We start from the raw sequence: 20,229 nt of genomic DNA, 5'->3' as shown, positions 1-20,229 counted from the left end.
ATTTGGACTCATCAGTCCGATTTGACGTAGAACCATTATAAGCCAGGTGTTTATTACGATTCGTTTTGGTATACTTCGATACAATAATGTGTTTGATGGCAGTTAGGACATGTTAATTGTCTTGTTTTAGGTGTATGTTTCGCTTTTACGAAAGCACCTAATGTAGGTTTAAATGTATGGTGACAATTCGGACACAGATATAACACCTTTTTTAAATATATTGCTGTCAGCACAATGGCATATGTGATTAAGATGGGTAATATAACAATCAATGGCTTAATTGAACGTCTTAATAGACTTAATAGTAAACCACTATATTGTATGATCCCTAAGATGCCAGCACTTATCCAAATCTTTTTTCTAAAGTATGCTATTTTATATTCTTGTTTCATAGCGTCATCTATGTCAGTAAGATGGTCTATAGGCGCACTTGACTGTTCAGAAATGTATGTTTCGACTTTTTCAATTTGATTTAACGTATGACTGTACATCTCTACTTTTGAATGTAACGCATCTTTTCTCAATGAAAGTAATGTTTTAAACGTGTTCATATTTGTATCTTCATCAAGTAATGTCTTTATTTCATCTAACGTACATCCTAATTGTTTTAATACTAAAATCAGTTCAAGCTGCTTTACATGTTCGTCAGTATAATATCTGCGATTAGAGTCAGTTTGTCGATGAGCTATAAGTAATCCTCTTCGATCGTAATATTGTAATGTTCGAATCGTGACTTTACTCTGTTTTGCCAATTCTCCAATCGTATAGTGTGACATATCATTCACCTCCTACTGTTAACATAGCTAATGACGCTACGTCATAAGCAAGTATTATTTTAACATTTGCTTATGAAGTCTGCCGGAGGTCTCATTCTTCTTGAATCCACTGTTTAATGTGGTCAATAATACCTATTGTGCCATTAGGCAGATTATCCAAGACAGCAGGAAAGTCGATATGTCCGATACCAGAATATATGACTTCATTTACTTCACCGCCATATTTTTTATACATTTTCATTGTTTCTTGTGAATCCGTGTAAGGAATGATTTCGTCATCTTCACCTGAAATAAATAAAAGTTTAGGAAATTGTTCTATTTCTTCTATATCTGGAAGGTAATCTGCGTTTGTAGAATAAATGATATCTGTAATAATCGTTTTAATGGGTGCAATATATGAAAATAAATTACGAATGCTATTATTTTTGTTATGAAAAGATTTTTTCAAAATATATTGCGGTAAATTTTTAAAAGCAATCATCTCATCTTTAAAATGATTTCTTTTACTATTTGAAGTAAATAAACGTGACAACATGCTTTGATTCGGTGTAATACGTGCAGCACTATTTAAATAAACCAGATGTGAAATAGGCAAAGTATTAAATTTTAATAAGCGTGTGCCAATCATTCCTCCCATAGAATAACCTATGATAACTAAATTTTTAATACCGTATGTTTCTATAACTTGTGAAAGCACATCATTGATACGCTCAGAATAATCATCTAACGTATGTTGTTCTCTTACAATGTTAGAGCTTTTGCCTCTACTTGGACAATTAACAAAAATCAGGTTGTTGTCTCTAAAATAAGGTTCAAATAACAACATAATGCGATATGTCATCATTGCTCCATGTATAAATACGATGGTTTTATCTGCATCCTTATTTCCGGCAAATGCGACTTCAATGTGTTCACCCTTAAATTGTTTTAGTTCATATCGTTGTGACTTAAAATTCTGCTCAATCATTTTAAAACCCCAAAAAATATATATTACTATTCATTTATTTTATCATAAAAATATATCATTTTATCTTACATAAAAAAGCGAAACAATAGCTATACGTTTCTATCGTTTCGCTATATTACTAAACTATTTATCTTTATCTTGAATCTCTGAGTGAATGGTTTGCATTTTTGCTTCGACATCTGAGATTTCTACTGCACACTCTTTAAGTTTATCTTTATAGTCCTCAGTATTGGTATTATTTTTATAACGAATTTTATGTTCTAAACTTGCCCACATGTCCATACCAATTGTTCGAATTTGAATTTCTACTGGTGTAGCCTCTACTCTATCGGCTAGAAAGACTGGAATCGACACGACTATATGAAGACTGCGATAACCATTTTCTTTTGGGTGTTGAATATAATCTTTACGTTTAAGTAATTTAACGTCCTCTTGTTTTAATAATAATTTCTCAATCACATAAATATCTTCAAGATAATTACATACCACACGAATACCAGCGATATCTAAAATATTGGTTTTCGCTGTTTCTGCATCTATAGTTAAACCTTTACGTTGCAATTTTTTAACTAAACTCGTCATTTCTTTGACGCGACGTTCCATATGATGAATTGGATTATGTTTGTAAATATGATTAAAATTGTCATCTAAAATATCTAATTTTGTACTAATCTCTTTTAATGCAGAAGAGTATAAATGATCGAGTTCTACGAAACCCACGAGTTTATCGAATGCTTCATCTCCATTCTTAAACTTATTAATATTTTCTTTGAATTCACTGCGTAACTCTTCAATGTACAATGATGGTTTTCTCTCTACGTACATATTTGTTGCCTCCTTTAATCATCACTGTATATTATATCTAACTCTTAAGTGAACTAAAAATGATAACCTAGACTTTACGCTACTCATTTAGTCTGAGTCATTTAGTCATAAAAAAAGCCGAATAGCAGGTTTAATTGCTACTCGGACTCTATACATTACTCATCTTTTTGATGTTCAATCACTTGCGTACCACGATTATCAGCAATTTCTTTAGCACGTTGTTTTGCTTCTTTTTTAGTACTAAATGTATCAGATGCTTGTTTTGCATCTTCTGTTTTGACTTTCCATTCATGATCTTCATAATATACATGAACATCTTCATCATTCAGTTCAGGTCGTGCTGATGGATCTTTTTGATGTTGGGTAATATGTTTATGTTTTAATTCTTCTAATTCTTCTTTATTGGCATCTTTGTACCACTTTTCTGCTTGTTTTGTTGCAATAGGAATAGCGTCTCCCTCTTTGTAGCCGTCTTTTAACATCGCATTTGCAATATCAATTGCTTTTTTACGCTCTAATTCATCTAAATGTTTCCAAGTTTGTGGATAATCATCCATTGTCCAAGGCATGATGTCACGCTCCTCTATAGTGTTTAGTAAGCTTTACCACCCTACGCTATAATGAAACGTCATACATTGATATTAAGCGTCCACCGTTTTCTGATGATTTGTATGATCAACGTCTTTACGTGTTGCTACACAATTATCTTGTAACTTCATTAAGGCAGATTTTAAATAATTATACTGTGGTAAATCCGTCAATTCTTTTTCATTAAGACTACCGCGCAATTCAAAGTGTTTTGCTACATTTTCAAATGTGACAAGATATTCTCCCATTTGTTTATCTGAAATGCGTTGACGTTGTTTGTCTTGCATTGCACGCATTAACATAAAGCTAATTTCTTCTAAGGCAAAAATACTTGGATAATAATAACGAATGGCCTCTTTACTTGAGAATAATTCACCATTGGCTGAATTGTACACTTGTGTCATGTTATTCATTTTTACAGATAATGATAAACTTTCTGTTCTATCACGTGCTGTATCTTGGTATTTATTTTCTGAAAATAAATATTGGAAAATAACCGCTTCTTTACGTACCACTTCTGCAATCACAGTAGGTAACATGGTTGACGCATTTTTTCGATTAATGATTAAAACACCAATGACCGCAATCACAATCCCAATCAATACGTCAACAATTCGTGTATACGCAATATCAATGGATAAATTACCAGAGGCTAAACCATTTAACAGGATGACTTGTGTTGTAATAAAAATAACTGCAAACGCATAATTTGCTGCGACAAATCCTTCTGTCATCATAGCAGACAGCCCCATTAAAATGACTGCGACAATTAAATGAGGTTGGAAAAAGAGTATGGCTGATAGAAGTAAAGTCCCTACAATTGTTCCAAGACCACGTGCTAATGAACGGTCTAACATCCGAATCGTCGTTAATCCTAATAATACTGTATGGGCGGATAATGGAATCCAATATGAACGTTGGATATTGAAAAATAACGAGACAAAAATAGCTGCGCCCATAATAACAGCATACGTTAATGCATTGCGGAAAATAATGGAATCGAGTGTTAAGTTTTGAACGATACGTTTACTATATAATGGCTTACGAATACTCGCTTCAGATTCTATTTGTTCTGGTTGTAATTGTGCAATTTCGTCTATTTTAAGTATGTGTTGCATCAAACTTTCAAATGGTTCATCCACATCGACTTTTTTAGTCCATTTTTCTCGTTTTGAAGATAATTTATAGGCATTTCTTGTAATCATATCCATCATCTCAATCAGTTCTTGAGGGATGGGACGAATATTTTTTTCATTTAGTTCAAGTAACTCGGCATAAATTCCTTGGGCTGACGTATGAAGAAGCAATAACTTTTCAAAGCGAGAACTTAACTTTTCACTCATCGCAGTAGTCGATGTAATCAATAGTTTCTCTGAATTTTTAAACTTCGTTACTGTGTCTTGTGAAATGTCTTTAAATTTTTCAGCATCATTAAAGTGATGCATTAAATTATTAATCGTCTGAAAGTCAGAGGTAATCGCTCGATCTTCAGCTTTTTGTTTTTGGAATACAATAGTTAAAATGACGACTAATGTCGCTAACATTCCTCCAATAAAAATCGCTAAGCCACGAATCGGTGCTTGTTCTGGAGCGTCAGGTAAGTTACTCGATAAGCAAAATGTAACTAAAAAGAATGTGGATGAAGGACCCGCAATTTTTAACACATTAAATACATAGAATGGAATGACAGTAACGATTAATAATAATACGCCGTACAGAACTGGCTGATTGACAGTTAATGTTCCAAGCATCATACAAATGGTAAAGGATAACGTACAAATAATGACTGTTCTTAACATTGATTGTGCTGAACCTTTAAATACATAAGTATGTGCCAAAGTTCCGGTTGCTACGAGTAGACCAAAACTAAAATGTCCTAGTAAATACCCTATCAATGTTGGGATAATCATTAATAATCCTTGGCGTATACCTTTCCATAGATTAATTTTAGGCTTATCAAACCTTATTAATGAAGCAATCACATGTCCCACTACTATCTTTCCTTTCATTTTTCATACATCTTATCATAACATGAAAAACGCCTTGCCTAAGCACAAATATCACTTAGACAAGGCAAGTTTAGTTATTATTTTGTTTCTGCTACATCAATGACAGGTTCTTCAGCGACATATTTTCCTATATTTTCACTAAATGCTTTGAAATGATCTGAATGGTTATGTGCTTGAACCGCTTCTTGGTCTTTATAATTTTCAACAACAACGAATGTGTTGTGTTCTGCTACATCTTCATAATGAGCATAAAATGTATTACCCGGTTCTTGACGTGAACTTTGAACTAATTTGTTCATTAAATCTAAATAGTCATTACGCACATCTTCTTTAATTTTAAGTTTCGCATTAATAATAATCATATAATCACCTTCCAAATATAATTATAACGTTTTACCCGGATATTATAAAAAGAAAACAGTAGGAAGAAGCGCGGTAACATTGATTTTCAATTCAATCATCGACAGTCAATATATTAAAAATGCCTGAGACAACTGATGATGTCTGAGGCTTTCACTTTTGTGGATAATGTGTAAATTTTATTTAATATGTCTACTTTCGTCTTTAATCAATGGTTTGTCTGGTGTAACGAAGAACCATAATACAGCTGCAATCACCGCTGGAATAATTAATAATTGGAATGTCATTGTCCAGCCAAGTGATGATACTAATGCACCTGCTAAAAATGGACTGATTAACGCACCAATATTTCCCCATAAGTTCATCCAACCAGATACTGTACCAGCAAAGTTACGTCCAATATCATTTGCTGCTGCCCAACTCATTCCCATTGAAATACCCATACCACCTAAGCCAAGTGATAACCAAAAGATGGTCACATATAAGTTTTGTGTATGAACTGCAAAGAAGATGGAGATAGCAAATACGATAAAGCCAACAATTGCAATTAACCCTCTCGCTACAAAACGACTTTGACCGCTATGCAAAATTTTATCTGAAATCGCACCCGCAGATAAAATTAAAATAAACATAATAAACCATGGTAAAGCACTAATTGTCATATCTTTAAATTGTACATGATATTGCTCAGTTAAATAAGTAGGTAACCAAATTAAGAATAGAGCGATAACAAATTGAACTACGAAATATTGCCCTGCAATGGCATAGAAACTCATGCGTTTAAAAAATTGATTCCAAGGTGCTACGGATTTAGTTGTTTCTACTAAATCACGATGTTGCATGATATACTGTTTTTCTGCTTCATTGACCATGCGATGTTGCTCAGGTAAATCTTTTGCAATAATTGCCCAAAGTGCTGCAATCACAATACCAACCGCACCGAAAATATAGAATACAGCTTGCCAGTTAAATGCATTAACAATTGCGATGGTAACTACTGGTGCTAATACTGGACCGAAATATGATCCTGCTAACAACGCACTCGATGCTCTCCCTTTTTCATCTTTAGCAAACCAAGTTGAATTGAATACTGCATTAGATGGATACATTGGCGCTTCTCCGATACCAAATAAGAAACGTACTAAATATAATAGACCATGATGTTTAATCATTCCCGTTAAAATTGTAAATGCACTCCACCATAATAATGCGATTGAAATCATCTTACGCGGACCAAAATTCTCTGCTAACATACCTGAAGGGACTTGCATCAATGCATAACCCAGTGAGAAGAATGAAGCTAATAAACCAAATTGTTGCTTTGTCATGTGAAGATCTTCCATCATTTGAGGTGCAATAAATGAGATATTAGATCTATCCATATATGCAATAACCCCAATAATAAAGAATGCGATAGCGAAATACCAACGAACCTTACTTTTCTTTTGTCTTTGTACCATAATTATTTTTCCTGCTTCCCTTTAAAATTGTGTTGATTCTACTTATACGTTGACAATGAAAACTCCCAATCACGTCTTTCCCTGTTGTTTCCAACCGCCTTTCGAGCCTCATCTCATAGGCTTTCTGATATATTTTTTATAATATTAACAGTTTTTGTAAACGTTTACAATTACTTTTTGAATATTTTTTATTTAATTTATACATGGCTATATAAAACGTGGTTTCTTGATTAAAAAGTATATTACTATAAATCTAATTTATTTTTGTATTTGAACTCTATTAAAAAAGGTTGTAGAATAAAAATGAAGCAAAAATGCTGATGTTTATTTTAAACACAACTGAATAAACGATCCACTGGAAGTGCCTTTGTTTAAGGCTGAGAGTAAAGAACGAACTTTATAATTCCTGGAACCTGATCCAGTTTGTACTGGCGTAGGAAAGTGGCGACTAGGATATCATAAAGTTAAGCAAAACGCTATTTCCCTACTACAGGGAAATAGCGTTTTTTTGTTTACTAAGGAGTGATGTTCATTTTTATAGCGATAACGAAATATAAAGATTTAACCAATGATGATGTACAACATTTTCTTGATATCTCGGATGGAATAGATGGGTTATTGTTTCGTACTCCCATGTCATCAAGTGACTTGTCTTCATTTTTAAAAACACTTATAGAAAAAGGATTTCATAAATCAAAAATCATTATTCATAGTGATGTACATTTACTTGAACAACTTCATCTCTCTCATATTCATTTTCGAGAAATGGATGAAGATGCATTTAGCTATAAATCCATACATCCAGAGATTGAAGTGAGTATGTCTACACATTCAATTGAATCTGTTAAAGCAGCTTATGAACACGATCTTGATTATGTTTTTTTTGGACACATTTTTAAGACACCTTCAAAACCTAATCAATTGCCTCGATCAAAAGCAGAGATTCAACGTGTGCTAGAGATTCCTATTCCAATTTATGCCATTGGAGGTATCACTGAAAAAACGATTCCTCAATTACCTCATGGTTTTAAAGGAATTTGTGCGATTTCTTTTTTTATGAACGCATCTTTACAACAAATTGAACTGTTGCGAAAGGAGTGGTTGAAAGATGCATGATGTTTTAATCATAGGTTCGGGCGTGATTGGCATGTCTATTGCGCGACAATTAAGCCAATCTCACCTTGACATTGCACTTATCGATCGTGACGTGCCAGGTAAACACGCATCATATAAAGCAGGTGGTATGTTAGGTGCTCAAAATGAATTTACTGAAGATACTGATTTATTTAGACTTGCTCTTGAATCACGAAGTCTCTTTCCACAATTATGTCAAGATTTAGAAGATGAGACAGGTATTGATATTCAGTTTCAAAATTCAGGATTAATTAAAGTGGCTAATCGTCCTGAAGATGTTGAAAGTTTAGAAAAGCAGTATCAATTTTTAAGCGGTTTAGATTCTAGCGTCATTGTTCTTTCAGATGAGGAACTTACTCATTTAACGAATGGTACAGTAACATCAAGTGAAATGGCTATTTACATTCCACAAGATGGACAAATTAATGCCAATCACTACACTAAAGCTTTATTTACAGCTTTAAAGCAACGTCAAATTAAGCGATATTTTAATACAGAGGTACAATCTGTTCATCGCCAAAATGGGTACTACGATGTTGAAACGTCACAAGGCACATTACAAGCTAAGAAAGTCATTGTGGCAGCGGGCGCATGGACATCTAAATTATTAAATCAATACTCATTACCTAGAGATGTAGTCGGTGTAAAAGGTGAAGTCTTACTGATTGAAAATGATCATTTGGATTTAAAAGAAACCGTATTTATGACCAATGGCTGTTACATCGTACCAAAATATCCAAATCGTTTCTTAATTGGTGCCACAAGCGAGTTTGATAACTATTCAGTTGGTAATACAGACGATGGTATCTCTTGGTTACACCACTTTGCAAATGAACGTATACCAGAACTCGCACACGGCAAAGTCATTAAACAATGGTCTGGTGTCCGTCCATATACTGAAGGAGAAATACCGATAATGGACCGTATTGATGAAGATTTATATGTGATTTCTGGTCATTATCGTAACGGTATTTTACTTTCGCCTATTATTGGTCGTGATATCGCCAATTGGATACTCACCGGTGTTAAACCGCGTCGATATGAATCATTTAGTGCTTCAAGGAGGTTAAATCATGAAGTGTATCATTAATGGGGACACATTCAATTTTGATTCAGAACAATCTATTACATCTGTACTTGAATCTCTTGAATTAGATCCTAAACGTGTCATTGTCGAACATAATAAAACTTTAATTAAACAAGAAGACTACGATCAACATACAGTACGTGAAGATGATCGATTAGAATTATTAGAATTTGTTGGAGGCGGATAAAATGTTTAACATTGGACCATTAGAAATTAAATCTCGTTTATTATTAGGTACAGGAAAATTTGAAGATGAAGCTACGCAAACAAAAGCGATTGAAGCAGCAGAAGCGAATGTGCTGACTTTTGCTGTAAGACGTATGAATTTATATGATAAAAACTTACCTAATCCATTAGCAAATATTAATCTTAAAGACTTTATTACTTTTCCAAATACAGCCGGCGCTAAAACTGCTGAAGAAGCGATTCGTATCGCTGAAATTGCAAAACATGCTGGCGTATGTGACATGATTAAAGTCGAAGTGATTGGTGACGATGAAACATTGTTACCTGATCCATTTGAAACATATGAAGCATGTAAAGTGTTATTAGAAAAAGGTTATATCGTATGTCCTTACATTTCTAATGATGTCGTATTAGCGAAACGTTTAGAAGAATTAGGTGTTCATGCTGTCATGCCACTTGCTTCTCCAATTGGTACTGGACGTGGTATTAATAACCAACTTAATTTAAGTTACATTATTAAAAATTCAAATGTTCCCGTTATTGTGGATGCTGGTATTGGTTCACCAAAAGATGCGTGTCATGCGATGGAATTAGGCGCTGATGCTATTCTTTTAAACACTGCAGTTTCAGGTGCAAAAGACCCTGTTAAAATGGCTGAAGCAATGAAACTTGGTATTCATGCAGGTCGTCTCTCATATGAATCAGGACGTATTCCAGTAAAATATACAGCCCAAGCATCAAGCCCTACTGAAGGTTTAGGATTCTTATAATGCAACGCTATAACCGTCAATTGCGTTACCATGCATTTGGAGAGGATGGCCAAACTGCCCTCTCCAATGCAACCATTTTAATACTTGGTGCAGGCGCGTTAGGAAGTCACGTTGCGGAGCTTTTAGCACGTATGGGTGCACATCATTTAGCCATTGTCGATATGGATATCGTTGAATTATCTAATTTACATCGCCAAGCACTCTATACTGAAGATGATGCTCATCATATGGTCCCTAAAGTTCACGCAGTTAAACAAAAGATTGAACACATTAATTCAAATGTAAATGTTCAAACTTATTATCAAGAAATTGACTCTACAACTATTGAGGATATTTTAAAAGCCGTCAATCCTGATATTGTCATTGATGGTATGGATCATTTCAAAATTCGTTATCTTATTAATGAAGCCTGTCACAAACATCATATTCCGTGGGTGTATGGTGCTGCTGTAGGCAGTAAAGGTACCGTTTACGGCATTGATTTCAAAGGACCTTGTTTGAAATGTTTATTAAAACAAATTCCAACCAGTGCAGAGAGTTGTGCTATTAACGGCGTATTACCACCTGTGATTACACAAGTAGCAAGCTATGAGGTCACAGAAGCGATTCGTTATTTATCTGGTCATGGATTTTCTCATAAGTTAATTACTCTTGATGCATTTAACATTGATTATAAAGCAATGAATATCGATGTTTTAAAAGATGCTGAATGTGACGTATGTGGTAAAGCTCATTACGAATTATTAGAAACGAAACAACAACAGAAGATTGAAAGCTTATGTGGAAAAACCTATTTATTTAGATATCAACCTACTGCTTTTGACTATGCTGAACATTTCCCAGGTGATATTGTAAAATCAACCTCATTTGCAAAACTAATTAAAGACGGTAATTATGAAATCACCTTATTCAAAGATGGTAGAATGAATGTTTATGGCGTTGAAGATGATAATGAAGCAGAACAATTGTATCATCAATATTTAAAGTCCTTAAAATGAGTTGTACAATCCATATAATGTTATAACAAGCAATTCATAGTAAATTCTTATATAATGAATTTACTATGAATTTTTTATTCGAGTAATGTTTAATAACGGAGGATTTTTAATTTTATAATGGAACAAATTATTACCAATTTTATAGGCCAATGGGGTTATGCAGCCATTTTTATTCTTATTTTATTAGAAAATGTCTTACCTGTTGTTCCTTCTGAAATTATATTAACATTTGCAGGTTTAATGTCAGTTAAATCAGGTCTTTCAATTTTAGTTTTATTTATTATTTCAACAATCGCTTCATTTATTGGTTTACTTATTTTGTATTATTTATGTCGTTTAATTAAAGAAGAAAGTATTTATCGATTTGTTGATAAATATGGTAAATGGTTCAAACTTAAAGGAAATGATGTGAAACGTGCTAACGACTGGTTTAAACGTTATGGTGCGTGGGCAGTGCTATTATGTCGTTTCATTCCTGTTTTACGTGTATTAATCACTATTCCAGCAGGTATCAATAAAATGAACGTTGCAACATTTACGATGTTATCATTACTAGGTACAACGATTTGGAACTTTGCCTTAATTTTACTTGGTCGTCTTCTTAGCGATAGTTTCGACGTATTAATGTCTGGTATTCATACCTATTCTTACTTTATGTATGTGATTCTTATCATTATTATTCTATATGTACTCTATCGTCTATTCTTCAAAAAAAATAACGCTAAATAAGTACATTACTTTTACTTTCAAATTAAATTTACAACAATTTAAGCATCACTGTTGAAAAAGTGATGCTTTTTAACGATAATTTATGTAAGCGGTTTTATTACTCAGCTTACTATTTAATAAATTTCCCATACAGGAGTGAAATCAAATGTCTCAATCTACGGAAAGTGAATTAAAGAAAAAGTATTTAGATTTACTATCTCAGCAATTTGATAGTCCTGAAAAACTTGCAACAGAAATTATTAATCTAGAATCCGTTTTAGAATTACCAAAAGGTACTGAACACTTCGTCAGCGATCTTCATGGTGAATATAAATCGTTCCAACACGTATTAAGAAATGGCTCTGGTAATGTCCGTGCTAAAATTAACGATATCTTTGCAGGTAATATATCCCAAAAAGAAATAGATGATTTAGCTGCGCTAGTGTATTATCCAGAAGAAAAATTAAAGCTCATTAAGAATGACTTTAATTCAAAACGTGAGTTAAATGAATGGTATATCTTAACAATCGAACGTTTGATTGATTTAATCACGTATTGTTCTTCAAAATATACGCGTTCAAAACTACGTAAAGCCTTACCTTCAGAGTATACATATATCGTTGAAGAGTTGCTTTATAAAAATAACGAATTTAATAATAAAAAATCGTATTATGAAACACTCTTAAATCAAGTTATCGAGCTTGAGCAATCAGATGATTTAATTATTGGATTATCGTATACCATCCAACGTCTTGTCGTCGATCATCTTCATGTTGTGGGTGATATCTACGATCGTGGTCCAGAACCTGACAAAATTATGGATACATTAATTGACTACCATTCTGTTGATATTCAATGGGGTAATCATGATGTACTTTGGATTGGAGCTTATGCAGGTTCTAAAGTGTGTTTAGCCAATTTACTACGTATATGTGCACGCTACGATAACTTAGATATTATTGAAGATGCATATGGTATTAATTTAAGGCCCCTCCTCACTTTAGCTGAAAAACATTACGATGGTGATAACCCAGCGTTCAAACCGAAAAAACGTCCGGATAAAAAAGTGGGCTTATCTAAACACGAAGAAGCACAAATCACTAAGATTCACCAAGCCATTGCAATGATTCAATTTAAGCTTGAAATGCCAATTATTAAACGTCGACCAAGTTTTGAAATGGAAGACCGTTTAGTTTTAGAAAAAATAAATTATGATACAAACGAAATTACAATTTATGGTAAAACGTATCCTTTAAAAGATACTTGCTTTAGTACTGTGGATCCTAAAGATCCTGCAACATTATTACCAGAAGAAGAAGATGTTGTTAATAAATTATTACTGTCTTTCCAACAATCTGAAAAATTAAAACGTCATATGGCCTTTCTAATGCAAAAAGGTAAATTATACCTCCCTTATAATGGTAATCTTCTTATTCATGGTTGCATTCCTGTAGATGATCATGGTGAAATGGAAGCTTTTGAAATTGAAGGTGTAAAACATAAAGGCCGTGATTTATTAGATGTCTTTGAACGTCACGTACGCTTAGCATTTAGCGACAAAGAGAAAACAGATGATTTATCTACGGATCTTGTATGGTATTTATGGACAGGTAAATATAGTTCTTTATTTGGTAAACGTGCCATGACTACATTTGAGCGCTACTTCATTGAAGATAAAGCGTCTCATAAAGAACCGAAAAACCCGTATTATTACTTACGTGAAGATGTAGATATGATTCGCAAAATGCTAAAAGATTTCGGACTTAATCCTGATGAAGGTCGTATTATCAATGGACATACACCAGTAAAAGAAATCGATGGCGAAGATCCTATTAAAGCCAATGGTAAGATGTTAGTCATTGATGGTGGATTCTCAAAAGCATATCAATCTACTACAGGTATCGCAGGTTACACATTACTTTACAATTCATTTGGTATGCAACTTGTAGCACACCAATTCTTTGATTCTAAAGAGAATGTCTTATCTGATGGTGCTGATGAACTATCAGTACGACGTGTCGTTGATGAAGAATTACAACGTAAAAAAATTAGAGATACGAATGTCGGTAAAGACATTATGGAACAAATTCGCATGTTAAAATTATTAATGCACGACAGATATTTAAAATAAACCTATAATAATGCCCGGCGACATTTCAAATGAACGGTCGCCGGGCGCTTTTATTATTGATATACGTTTCTTAAAATACCATATGTTCCATTGTCATATTCATCCATTGATTTTGTACTCCTATGGAATGTTGCTTCTTTATCGTCACTAATGTGATAAATAATCATATCTTTATCTGTAATATCATGATATGAAGAGGCTGGAACTTCGACAATATTTTGATTAGTAATCACATTGTCAAACCATCTTGGACTATGCTTTTCATCAAATAAAATATGATTACGAAGCGGTCCATTTAAATTATTACGTGCTTGATCATCTGTAAATGATACTGGCATCATATTTACATTATTTAATCCAAATTCTGGAACTAACTCATTAAATGCAAGACTATTAAAAATAAATGATTTAGTCATTAATAAGCATTTGTTATAGCGAATTAAGTCTGCATACATACGATCACTACTTGATAATAAATTTCCTTTAAAAATTTCAAAACCGAGTTCTTCAGCTTTATCAGAAGTGTTACTAAACAAGTTAAACACCATAACTGGAATACCATGCGATTGTAACTGTGTACCTAAGTGATAAGAGAATTCGCTCTCACCTACTAAAATGACACCTGGAGGTTCAGTACTTGCTAAACCAAGCATTTTACTTATTGGTGTAAAGCTAAAACCATATATGACTACGGTAATAAATACTAAACCAAATGTTACCGGTGTAATATAAGATGCCATTTTCATATTATCGTTTAAGAATAATCCACCGAAAAATTGTGCTACAGTTAATACAACAATCCCTCTTGGTGCCATCATGGCTACAAGCGCACGCTCTTTTTTAGTGATTTCAGTACCAATGGTAGATAATAAAACCGCAATTGGACGTACTAACACAATCATGACAAGTGAGAAAATCACAAGCTTCCATGATAATACATTCATCAATACAGATGGTGTTAATGATGATGTAATTAAAATAAACACCGTTGAAACTAGAATAGAAGACATATTTTCAATAAAATGATCTGACTCTTTATAAATTAAATCATGTCGTTTATAACGTGCCATCATTAATCCAAAAATGGTTACTGCTAATAAACCAGATTCATCGAGAATTTGGTCACAGATGCTAAACACGAGCAATATAAACACCAACTGAATAGAAGGCATTAAATTTTGTGGTATGACATCGCGTTGGATGAGCCAATTGAAGAAGAATGAAGCACCAAAACCAATTAATGCTACAACCAACATTTTAAAAATAAATATAAAGAGTAATTGGAATCCAAAACCTTGTCCAATTATTTGATACACATAAAATGCAGCTAATGCTAGTATTGGACCAAGTGGATCAAGTATAATACTTTCCCAACGTAAGACAGTATCTACACTGTTTCTAACTTTGGCTTGTTTTAACAGTGGCTGAATCACTGTTGGTCCAGTAATAAGAAGTAATCCTCCCATAACAATAGCGATAGAAATAGGAAAACCTAAAATTTTATGTAAGGCAATGGCGCCAAGCACCCATGCAATTGTGGCTCCTATCGTAATAATACGTATAACCGCCTTAGAAATGCCTTTTAATTCTCTAAAATCTAAATTACTACTTCCTTCAAATAATATGATTGCCACCGCAAGAGATACAATTGGACTAAATACCTCTGAACCTAGCGTATGCTCAGGATTTGCTAGTCCTAATATAGGTCCCACTAATAAACCAACAATCGACATTACTACAATCGAAGGCCATTTAATTCGATTTGCTAACCATTGACTGAAAATACCTAATGCAAGAAATAACACAATAACTAGCATTACAGGTAAATCAAATAACATATCTACACCTTCCTTATTTAAATTGAATATATTGCAATATCCTATCAAATTTTACTGAATACTGTATAGTATATTTATTACATTTTTTAATAACATTTATATGAGAACTATAAACTATTATATACCCCATATAACTTAAAATTTATACAAATTCTTTCGAATGTATTTTTGAGAAATACAATGTTCATTACAAGTAAACTTTAATATTTATTTTTAACAAAATGTCCTTTAAAATAGATTAATATATTCTCATGTGTTTGATTTAGAAAGGATTTTTAAAAATGAAAGTTTTAAAAGAATCGATGATCGTAGCATTTGCCTTTGTAGGTGTTGTCGTTGGTGCTGGTTTTGCTACGGGTCAAGAAATATTCCAATTTTTCACAAGTAACGGTCAATTCAGTGTATTAGGGATTATTATTACAGGATTAATCATCACACTTGGCGGTATGTTCGTCTTAAATACTGGTTACAACATAAAATCACATAATCATTCAGAATCCATTCATTACTACTTGCATCCTATGATTGCTCGATTATTTGATATTATCCTAACATTATTTTTGTTTTCACTCGCTATTATTATGAGCGCGGGCGGTGCATCTACAATTCAAGAAAGTTTTCATTTACCTTATTGGCTTAGTTCACTTATTCTCGTAAGTCTTATTTTGGTTACATTATTTTTAAAATTTGATCGTTTAATTGCAGTACTAGGTATCGTTACACCTTTCTTAGTTATCGTCGTCACAATTATTGCGATATATTATCTTGCAACTGGCCATCTTGACTTTGAAAGTGCAAATCAATATGCACAGCATAAATCATCTATTTCACTTGGATGGTGGTTTGATGGTATCAATTATGCCAGTTTACAAATTGCTGCTGCCTTCAGTTTTCTAAGTGTCATGGGGGGACGTTTACATGACCAACGTGCTTCTATTTGGGGTGGATTAATTGGTGGCGTCATTATTACATTTTTACTTTTAATGATTAATTTAGGCTTAATTACAAAATTTAATGATATTAAATCCGTAGCGCTTCCAACCTTATTATTGGCACGACATATCTCACCTATTTTGGGAACTATCATGTCTATTATTATGATTCTAGTTATTTATAATACTATTGTAGGCTTAATGTACGCATTCGCCTCTCGTTTCACAACACCGTTTTCAAAACAATATTTTGTACTTATTATCGTCATGACAATCGTGACGTTCATTTGTACATTTATCGGCTTTATTTCACTCATTGGCAAAGTATTTCCAATTATGGGGTTATTTGGCTTTATTCTACTCATTCCTATTTTATATAAAGGGGTTAGACATTTTAAATATTCAAAAAAAGAAGGTTCAAAGGGAGCACATTAATCTCCTTTTGAATCTTTTATTTTTATAGATTAAATTTAATACTTTACGGGAATAATAGGTATGGAGGTGTCGTTAATGACCAATCAACTATTTATTAATAATGAATTTGTAGAAAGTAAGTCAAACGAAACAATGGACGTGATTAATCCTGCTACGGGAGAAACAATCGATACGATTACATTCGCTACTGAAGAAGAGGTAAACGACGCAATTGAAAAATCTAAACACGCTCAACTTGAATGGGAAAAAGTACCAGCTCCTACACGTGCTGAGCATGTAAAATTATTAATTCCTTTACTTGAACAACATAAAGATGACATTGCTCATTTATACGTTAAAGAACAAGGTAAAACAATAGTACAAGCTAAAGGTGAAATTGATAAATCAATAGAATTCATTGATTATATGGCAAGTTTAAGTATGAGTAACAAAGGTGAAGTATTACAAAATAGTATAGTAAATGAAACTATTCAACTGACAAAAAAACCAATCGGTGTGACGGCTGGTATTGTACCTTGGAATGCTCCAATTTTAGTGCTTATGCGTAAAGTGATTCCAGCTATTGTAACGGGTTGTTCTGTCGTTATCAAACCAAGTGAAGAAACAACATTATTAACATTAAAAATCGCTGAACTTTTCCGTGATTCAACTATTCCAGCTGGTCTTATTCAAATCGTTCCAGGTACTGGCGAAACAGTTGGAACACAATTGGCAACTCATAAAGATATTCAACTTGTTTCATTAACAGGTAGTATGGGAGCAGGTAAAGCTGTATTCAAAAACGCAGCTGACAGCATTAAAAAACTTAACTTAGAACTAGGTGGAAATGCGCCTGTTCTTGTCACACAACACGCTGACTTAGATAAAGCTGTTGATTATATCGTTACTGCACGTATTAATAACGCTGGTCAAGTATGTACATGTCCAGAACGTATCTTTGTTCATGAAGATGTACATGATGACTTTATTAACAAAGTGAAAGATAAAATGGATGCGCTTCAAGTTGGAGATCCATATGATGAAAACACTGACTATGGTGCAATCATTAATCAAAAACAATTAGATAGTATTGATGATAAAGTTCAAGAAGCAGTAAAACATGGCGCAGATTTAGTGTTAGGTGGTTATAAATTAGACCGTGAAGGATTCTTCTACGCTCCTACTATTTTAGATCATGTAAAAACGACTGATAGTGCTTTTAAAGAAGAAATTTTTGGTCCTGTTCTTGCTATAACTACGTATACAAACTTTGATGACGTTATTGATATGGCAAATGATACTAACGCTGGTCTATCATCTTATATTTTCTCTGAAAACTTAAAAGAAATTATGACAGCTACTGAACGTTTAAAATTTGGAGAAGTGTATGCGAATTGTGAGGCAGAAGAAGCAGTCAATGGTTATCACGCAGGTTGGAGAGAATCTGGCCTTGGTGGTGCAGATGGTATTCATGGTTTTGAAGAATATTACAATACAACTGTAAGTTATATTAGATGGTAAATTAAAAATAAAAAAAGAGAGCAAGAAAGAATGGCGTTACATTCTTTCTTGCTCTCCTTTTTATTTGTTTAATGCTTTATCGAGGGATTGAATATTTTTTTTCATAATGGATTGAAAAGTGAGTGTTTGATCTTCTGATTGAGATTGAGACAATACTGCTAAATTATTAAAATTTACAGGTTGAGTTTGGGTCTCTTTACGAATCACATCGGTTATTTTTGAAGAAATATTTTGTTCATATAAAATATACGGTTCATGTGTGTCTTTTATTTGATTAATGAGCGCTAAGATGTCTTTCTGACTTGGCTCTTTATTATTCATACCACTAACCCCTTTTTGTTCGAAGTGATAACGTCGCGCTAAATATCCTAATGAATCATGAGAAATAATTACTTTATCTCGTTTAGGACGCGTCGTTATATTAGATAATGTATGGTCAATTTGTTTTAAATCTTCAACTAATTGTTTATAGTTATGCTCATAATATCTACGATGCACAGGATCTTTGTGAACTAAATCATCTTTAATTTTCTTTGCGAATTGTTGATCTAGTATTGGATCAAGCCAAACATGAGGATCATATGATGTTGCTTCATGATGATGTCCATGTTCATCGTGATCATCGTCTTCATTCACAAGGATTTGTTTATTTAAACTATTTGCAACCGCTAATTTCATATCATTATTATTCATTGATTTTGTAATTTTAGCTGCTACTGGATCAAGATGATCACTTGAATAAACAAATAAATCACTCTTTGCAATATTAATCATATCGCGTTGACTAGGTTCATATGTATGCATATCAGCACCCGGTGGATAAATCGTATCTACATCCACATATTTACCACCAATTTGTTTTGTAAAGCTTTCAAACGCAAAAACCGTAGTATAAATTTTCAATTTATTCTCAGTTGTTACCTTTTTATGTTTGTGAGTGATATCGCGATTTGTACTACAAGCAGATAATATGAGGCACAAACACATTAAACTGATGATTGCGATCATCTTCTTCACACAAACCCCTCCAAAACGTAATAATTTCGTTCTCAACTATATCTGTTCTTTTATAAAAAAGCAATGACTTTGTATTTAAATTTTTTATAATTTTTATATTCTAAATTTTATTTATGTAATGTTTTAATTTAGCGGAAATGTGATAAATAATACTAAGACATTATATAAGGAGTGAAGTAATATGGCTGAAGAAATTAAACAAGGTAACAATAAATTTTATGTAGGTGAAGACGAAAATAATCCTAAAGCAGAAATCACTTACAAACAAGTTGATAACAATGAAATTGAAATCGATCACACTGGTGTATCTGATGAATTAGGTGGTCAAGGTTTAGAAACTAAATTAGTTGATGCAGTTGTAGAACATGCTCGTCAAAATAACTTAAAAATTATCGCTTCTTGTCCATTTGCAAAAGATGTATTAGAAAAAAATGATAGTTACCAAGATGTTTATTTAGGATAAAAGTAAAATATCGAGGCTGGGACATAATTCCTAACAAAATAGCCA

General features: G+C 33.0%; 19 protein-coding genes and 1 riboswitch. Of the genes, 10 read left to right on the top strand and 9 right to left on the bottom strand.

All coding sequences use genetic code 11. The annotated features are described in order from the left end of the window. Positions 1–53: 53 nt before the first annotated feature. The 7 genes from HMPREF2629_RS07865 to HMPREF2629_RS07835 form a co-directional block, all read right to left on the bottom strand. Positions 54–776, bottom strand: a complete 723-nt coding sequence (locus HMPREF2629_RS07865; RefSeq protein WP_049434389.1) for a MerR family transcriptional regulator — start codon at positions 774–776, stop codon at positions 54–56. Positions 777–867: 91 nt separating this feature from the next. Beyond that, the gene (locus HMPREF2629_RS07860) at positions 868–1,743 is read right to left on the bottom strand and encodes an alpha/beta fold hydrolase (protein WP_070813261.1); all 876 of its coding nucleotides are present in this window, start codon (positions 1,741–1,743) and stop codon (positions 868–870) included. Between the two features lie 123 nt (positions 1,744–1,866). Then, entirely contained in the window at positions 1,867–2,568 is a 702-nt protein-coding gene (locus tag HMPREF2629_RS07855) for a GTP pyrophosphokinase (RefSeq protein ID WP_019834978.1), read from the bottom strand. A 155-nt stretch (positions 2,569–2,723) separates the two neighbouring features. Continuing rightward, positions 2,724–3,137 carry a DUF2188 domain-containing protein gene (locus tag HMPREF2629_RS07850; protein WP_019834977.1) on the bottom strand — a complete coding sequence of 138 codons (414 nt, stop codon included), beginning with the start codon at positions 3,135–3,137 and terminating at the stop codon, positions 2,724–2,726. A gap of 72 nt (positions 3,138–3,209) precedes the next feature. Further along, on the bottom strand, positions 3,210–5,147 hold the full coding sequence (locus tag HMPREF2629_RS07845; protein ID WP_176746869.1) for an FUSC family protein: 1,938 nt from the start codon (positions 5,145–5,147) through the stop codon (positions 3,210–3,212). A 95-nt stretch (positions 5,148–5,242) separates the two neighbouring features. After that, positions 5,243–5,527 (bottom strand): putative quinol monooxygenase, encoded by a 285-nt coding sequence (locus HMPREF2629_RS07840; RefSeq protein ID WP_002448351.1) that lies wholly within the window; start codon positions 5,525–5,527, stop codon positions 5,243–5,245. A 177-nt stretch (positions 5,528–5,704) separates the two neighbouring features. Continuing rightward, complete coding sequence (locus HMPREF2629_RS07835; protein ID WP_070813259.1) at positions 5,705–6,985, bottom strand: pyruvate MFS transporter; 1,281 nt, start codon at positions 6,983–6,985, stop codon at positions 5,705–5,707. 347 nt (positions 6,986–7,332) lie between these two features. Continuing rightward, positions 7,333–7,442, top strand: a riboswitch (TPP riboswitch). Between the two features lie 68 nt (positions 7,443–7,510). Between HMPREF2629_RS07835 and HMPREF2629_RS07830 the strand changes: the two genes are divergently transcribed. From HMPREF2629_RS07830 to HMPREF2629_RS07800, 7 genes are all read left to right on the top strand, one after another. Beyond that, on the top strand, positions 7,511–8,101 hold the full coding sequence (locus HMPREF2629_RS07830) for a thiamine phosphate synthase (RefSeq protein WP_019834974.1): 591 nt from the start codon (positions 7,511–7,513) through the stop codon (positions 8,099–8,101). Beyond that, positions 8,094–9,209, top strand: a complete 1,116-nt coding sequence (gene thiO, locus HMPREF2629_RS07825; RefSeq protein ID WP_048762224.1) for a glycine oxidase ThiO — start codon at positions 8,094–8,096, stop codon at positions 9,207–9,209. The genes HMPREF2629_RS07830 and thiO overlap by 8 nt, the downstream gene beginning before the upstream one ends. Further along, the gene (thiS, locus tag HMPREF2629_RS07820) at positions 9,193–9,393 is read left to right on the top strand and encodes a sulfur carrier protein ThiS (RefSeq protein WP_017175036.1); all 201 of its coding nucleotides are present in this window, start codon (positions 9,193–9,195) and stop codon (positions 9,391–9,393) included. Before thiO ends, thiS begins: the two co-directional genes overlap by 17 nt. Before the next feature lies 1 nt (position 9,394). Next, a complete protein-coding gene (locus tag HMPREF2629_RS07815) occupies positions 9,395–10,162 on the top strand; it encodes a thiazole synthase (RefSeq protein WP_019834971.1) in 768 nt (255 codons plus the stop codon). After that, positions 10,162–11,160, top strand: coding sequence for a HesA/MoeB/ThiF family protein (locus tag HMPREF2629_RS07810; RefSeq protein ID WP_019834970.1), 999 nt, complete (start codon positions 10,162–10,164; stop codon positions 11,158–11,160). The genes HMPREF2629_RS07815 and HMPREF2629_RS07810 overlap by 1 nt, the downstream gene beginning before the upstream one ends. A 117-nt stretch (positions 11,161–11,277) precedes the next feature. Beyond that, the gene (locus HMPREF2629_RS07805) at positions 11,278–11,889 is read left to right on the top strand and encodes an undecaprenyl phosphate transporter UptA (RefSeq protein ID WP_002448460.1); all 612 of its coding nucleotides are present in this window, start codon (positions 11,278–11,280) and stop codon (positions 11,887–11,889) included. Positions 11,890–12,034: 145 nt separating this feature from the next. Beyond that, a complete protein-coding gene (locus HMPREF2629_RS07800) occupies positions 12,035–13,999 on the top strand; it encodes a fructose-bisphosphatase class III (protein WP_017175039.1) in 1,965 nt (654 codons plus the stop codon). Positions 14,000–14,052: 53 nt separating this feature from the next. Here the strand turns inward: HMPREF2629_RS07800 and HMPREF2629_RS07795 are convergent, their stop codons facing one another. Continuing rightward, positions 14,053–15,837: a cation:proton antiporter gene (locus tag HMPREF2629_RS07795; protein WP_019834968.1), complete on the bottom strand. Its 1,785-nt coding sequence runs from the start codon at positions 15,835–15,837 to the stop codon at positions 14,053–14,055. Between the two features lie 281 nt (positions 15,838–16,118). On the opposite strand from HMPREF2629_RS07795, the gene HMPREF2629_RS07790 reads away from it, so the two are divergent. Both HMPREF2629_RS07790 and aldA read left to right on the top strand, forming a co-directional pair. Further along, positions 16,119–17,204 carry a YkvI family membrane protein gene (locus tag HMPREF2629_RS07790; RefSeq protein WP_070813258.1) on the top strand — a complete coding sequence of 362 codons (1,086 nt, stop codon included), beginning with the start codon at positions 16,119–16,121 and terminating at the stop codon, positions 17,202–17,204. 75 nt (positions 17,205–17,279) lie between these two features. Then, on the top strand, positions 17,280–18,704 hold the full coding sequence (gene aldA / locus HMPREF2629_RS07785) for an aldehyde dehydrogenase (RefSeq protein WP_049418988.1): 1,425 nt from the start codon (positions 17,280–17,282) through the stop codon (positions 18,702–18,704). A 60-nt stretch (positions 18,705–18,764) separates the two neighbouring features. On the opposite strand, the gene HMPREF2629_RS07780 is transcribed toward aldA, so the two are convergent. Continuing rightward, positions 18,765–19,721: a metal ABC transporter solute-binding protein, Zn/Mn family gene (locus HMPREF2629_RS07780; protein ID WP_070813257.1), complete on the bottom strand. Its 957-nt coding sequence runs from the start codon at positions 19,719–19,721 to the stop codon at positions 18,765–18,767. A 181-nt stretch (positions 19,722–19,902) separates the two neighbouring features. Between HMPREF2629_RS07780 and HMPREF2629_RS07775 the strand changes: the two genes are divergently transcribed. Continuing rightward, the gene (locus HMPREF2629_RS07775) at positions 19,903–20,184 is read left to right on the top strand and encodes a GNAT family N-acetyltransferase (RefSeq protein ID WP_070813256.1); all 282 of its coding nucleotides are present in this window, start codon (positions 19,903–19,905) and stop codon (positions 20,182–20,184) included. The last annotated feature ends 45 nt before the right edge of the window (positions 20,185–20,229 follow it).

This window comes from Staphylococcus sp. HMSC034C12, assembly GCF_001835895.1.
In the GTDB taxonomy this organism is placed as follows: domain Bacteria; phylum Bacillota; class Bacilli; order Staphylococcales; family Staphylococcaceae; genus Staphylococcus; species Staphylococcus hominis.
This window is presented reverse-complemented; position numbering and strand designations above follow the sequence as displayed.

What these genes read in the sequence shown, in the direction of transcription:
- HMPREF2629_RS07830 (WP_019834974.1), top strand. Translation starts at nt 7,511, where the DNA reads ATGTTCATTTTTATAGCGATAACGAAATATAAAGATTTAACCAATGAT.
- HMPREF2629_RS07860 (WP_070813261.1), bottom strand. Translation starts at nt 1,743, where the DNA reads ATGATTGAGCAGAATTTTAAGTCACAACGATATGAACTAAAACAATTT.
- HMPREF2629_RS07805 (WP_002448460.1), top strand. Translation starts at nt 11,278, where the DNA reads ATGGAACAAATTATTACCAATTTTATAGGCCAATGGGGTTATGCAGCC.
- HMPREF2629_RS07850 (WP_019834977.1), bottom strand. Translation starts at nt 3,137, where the DNA reads ATGCCTTGGACAATGGATGATTATCCACAAACTTGGAAACATTTAGAT.
- thiO (WP_048762224.1), top strand. Translation starts at nt 8,094, where the DNA reads ATGCATGATGTTTTAATCATAGGTTCGGGCGTGATTGGCATGTCTATT.
- HMPREF2629_RS07855 (WP_019834978.1), bottom strand. Translation starts at nt 2,568, where the DNA reads ATGTACGTAGAGAGAAAACCATCATTGTACATTGAAGAGTTACGCAGT.
- HMPREF2629_RS07815 (WP_019834971.1), top strand. Translation starts at nt 9,395, where the DNA reads ATGTTTAACATTGGACCATTAGAAATTAAATCTCGTTTATTATTAGGT.
- HMPREF2629_RS07865 (WP_049434389.1), bottom strand. Translation starts at nt 776, where the DNA reads ATGTCACACTATACGATTGGAGAATTGGCAAAACAGAGTAAAGTCACG.
- HMPREF2629_RS07835 (WP_070813259.1), bottom strand. Translation starts at nt 6,985, where the DNA reads ATGGTACAAAGACAAAAGAAAAGTAAGGTTCGTTGGTATTTCGCTATC.
- HMPREF2629_RS07800 (WP_017175039.1), top strand. Translation starts at nt 12,035, where the DNA reads ATGTCTCAATCTACGGAAAGTGAATTAAAGAAAAAGTATTTAGATTTA.
- HMPREF2629_RS07795 (WP_019834968.1), bottom strand. Translation starts at nt 15,837, where the DNA reads ATGTTATTTGATTTACCTGTAATGCTAGTTATTGTGTTATTTCTTGCA.
- aldA (WP_049418988.1), top strand. Translation starts at nt 17,280, where the DNA reads ATGACCAATCAACTATTTATTAATAATGAATTTGTAGAAAGTAAGTCA.
- thiS (WP_017175036.1), top strand. Translation starts at nt 9,193, where the DNA reads ATGAAGTGTATCATTAATGGGGACACATTCAATTTTGATTCAGAACAA.
- HMPREF2629_RS07840 (WP_002448351.1), bottom strand. Translation starts at nt 5,527, where the DNA reads ATGATTATTATTAATGCGAAACTTAAAATTAAAGAAGATGTGCGTAAT.
- HMPREF2629_RS07790 (WP_070813258.1), top strand. Translation starts at nt 16,119, where the DNA reads ATGAAAGTTTTAAAAGAATCGATGATCGTAGCATTTGCCTTTGTAGGT.
- HMPREF2629_RS07810 (WP_019834970.1), top strand. Translation starts at nt 10,162, where the DNA reads ATGCAACGCTATAACCGTCAATTGCGTTACCATGCATTTGGAGAGGAT.
- HMPREF2629_RS07775 (WP_070813256.1), top strand. Translation starts at nt 19,903, where the DNA reads ATGGCTGAAGAAATTAAACAAGGTAACAATAAATTTTATGTAGGTGAA.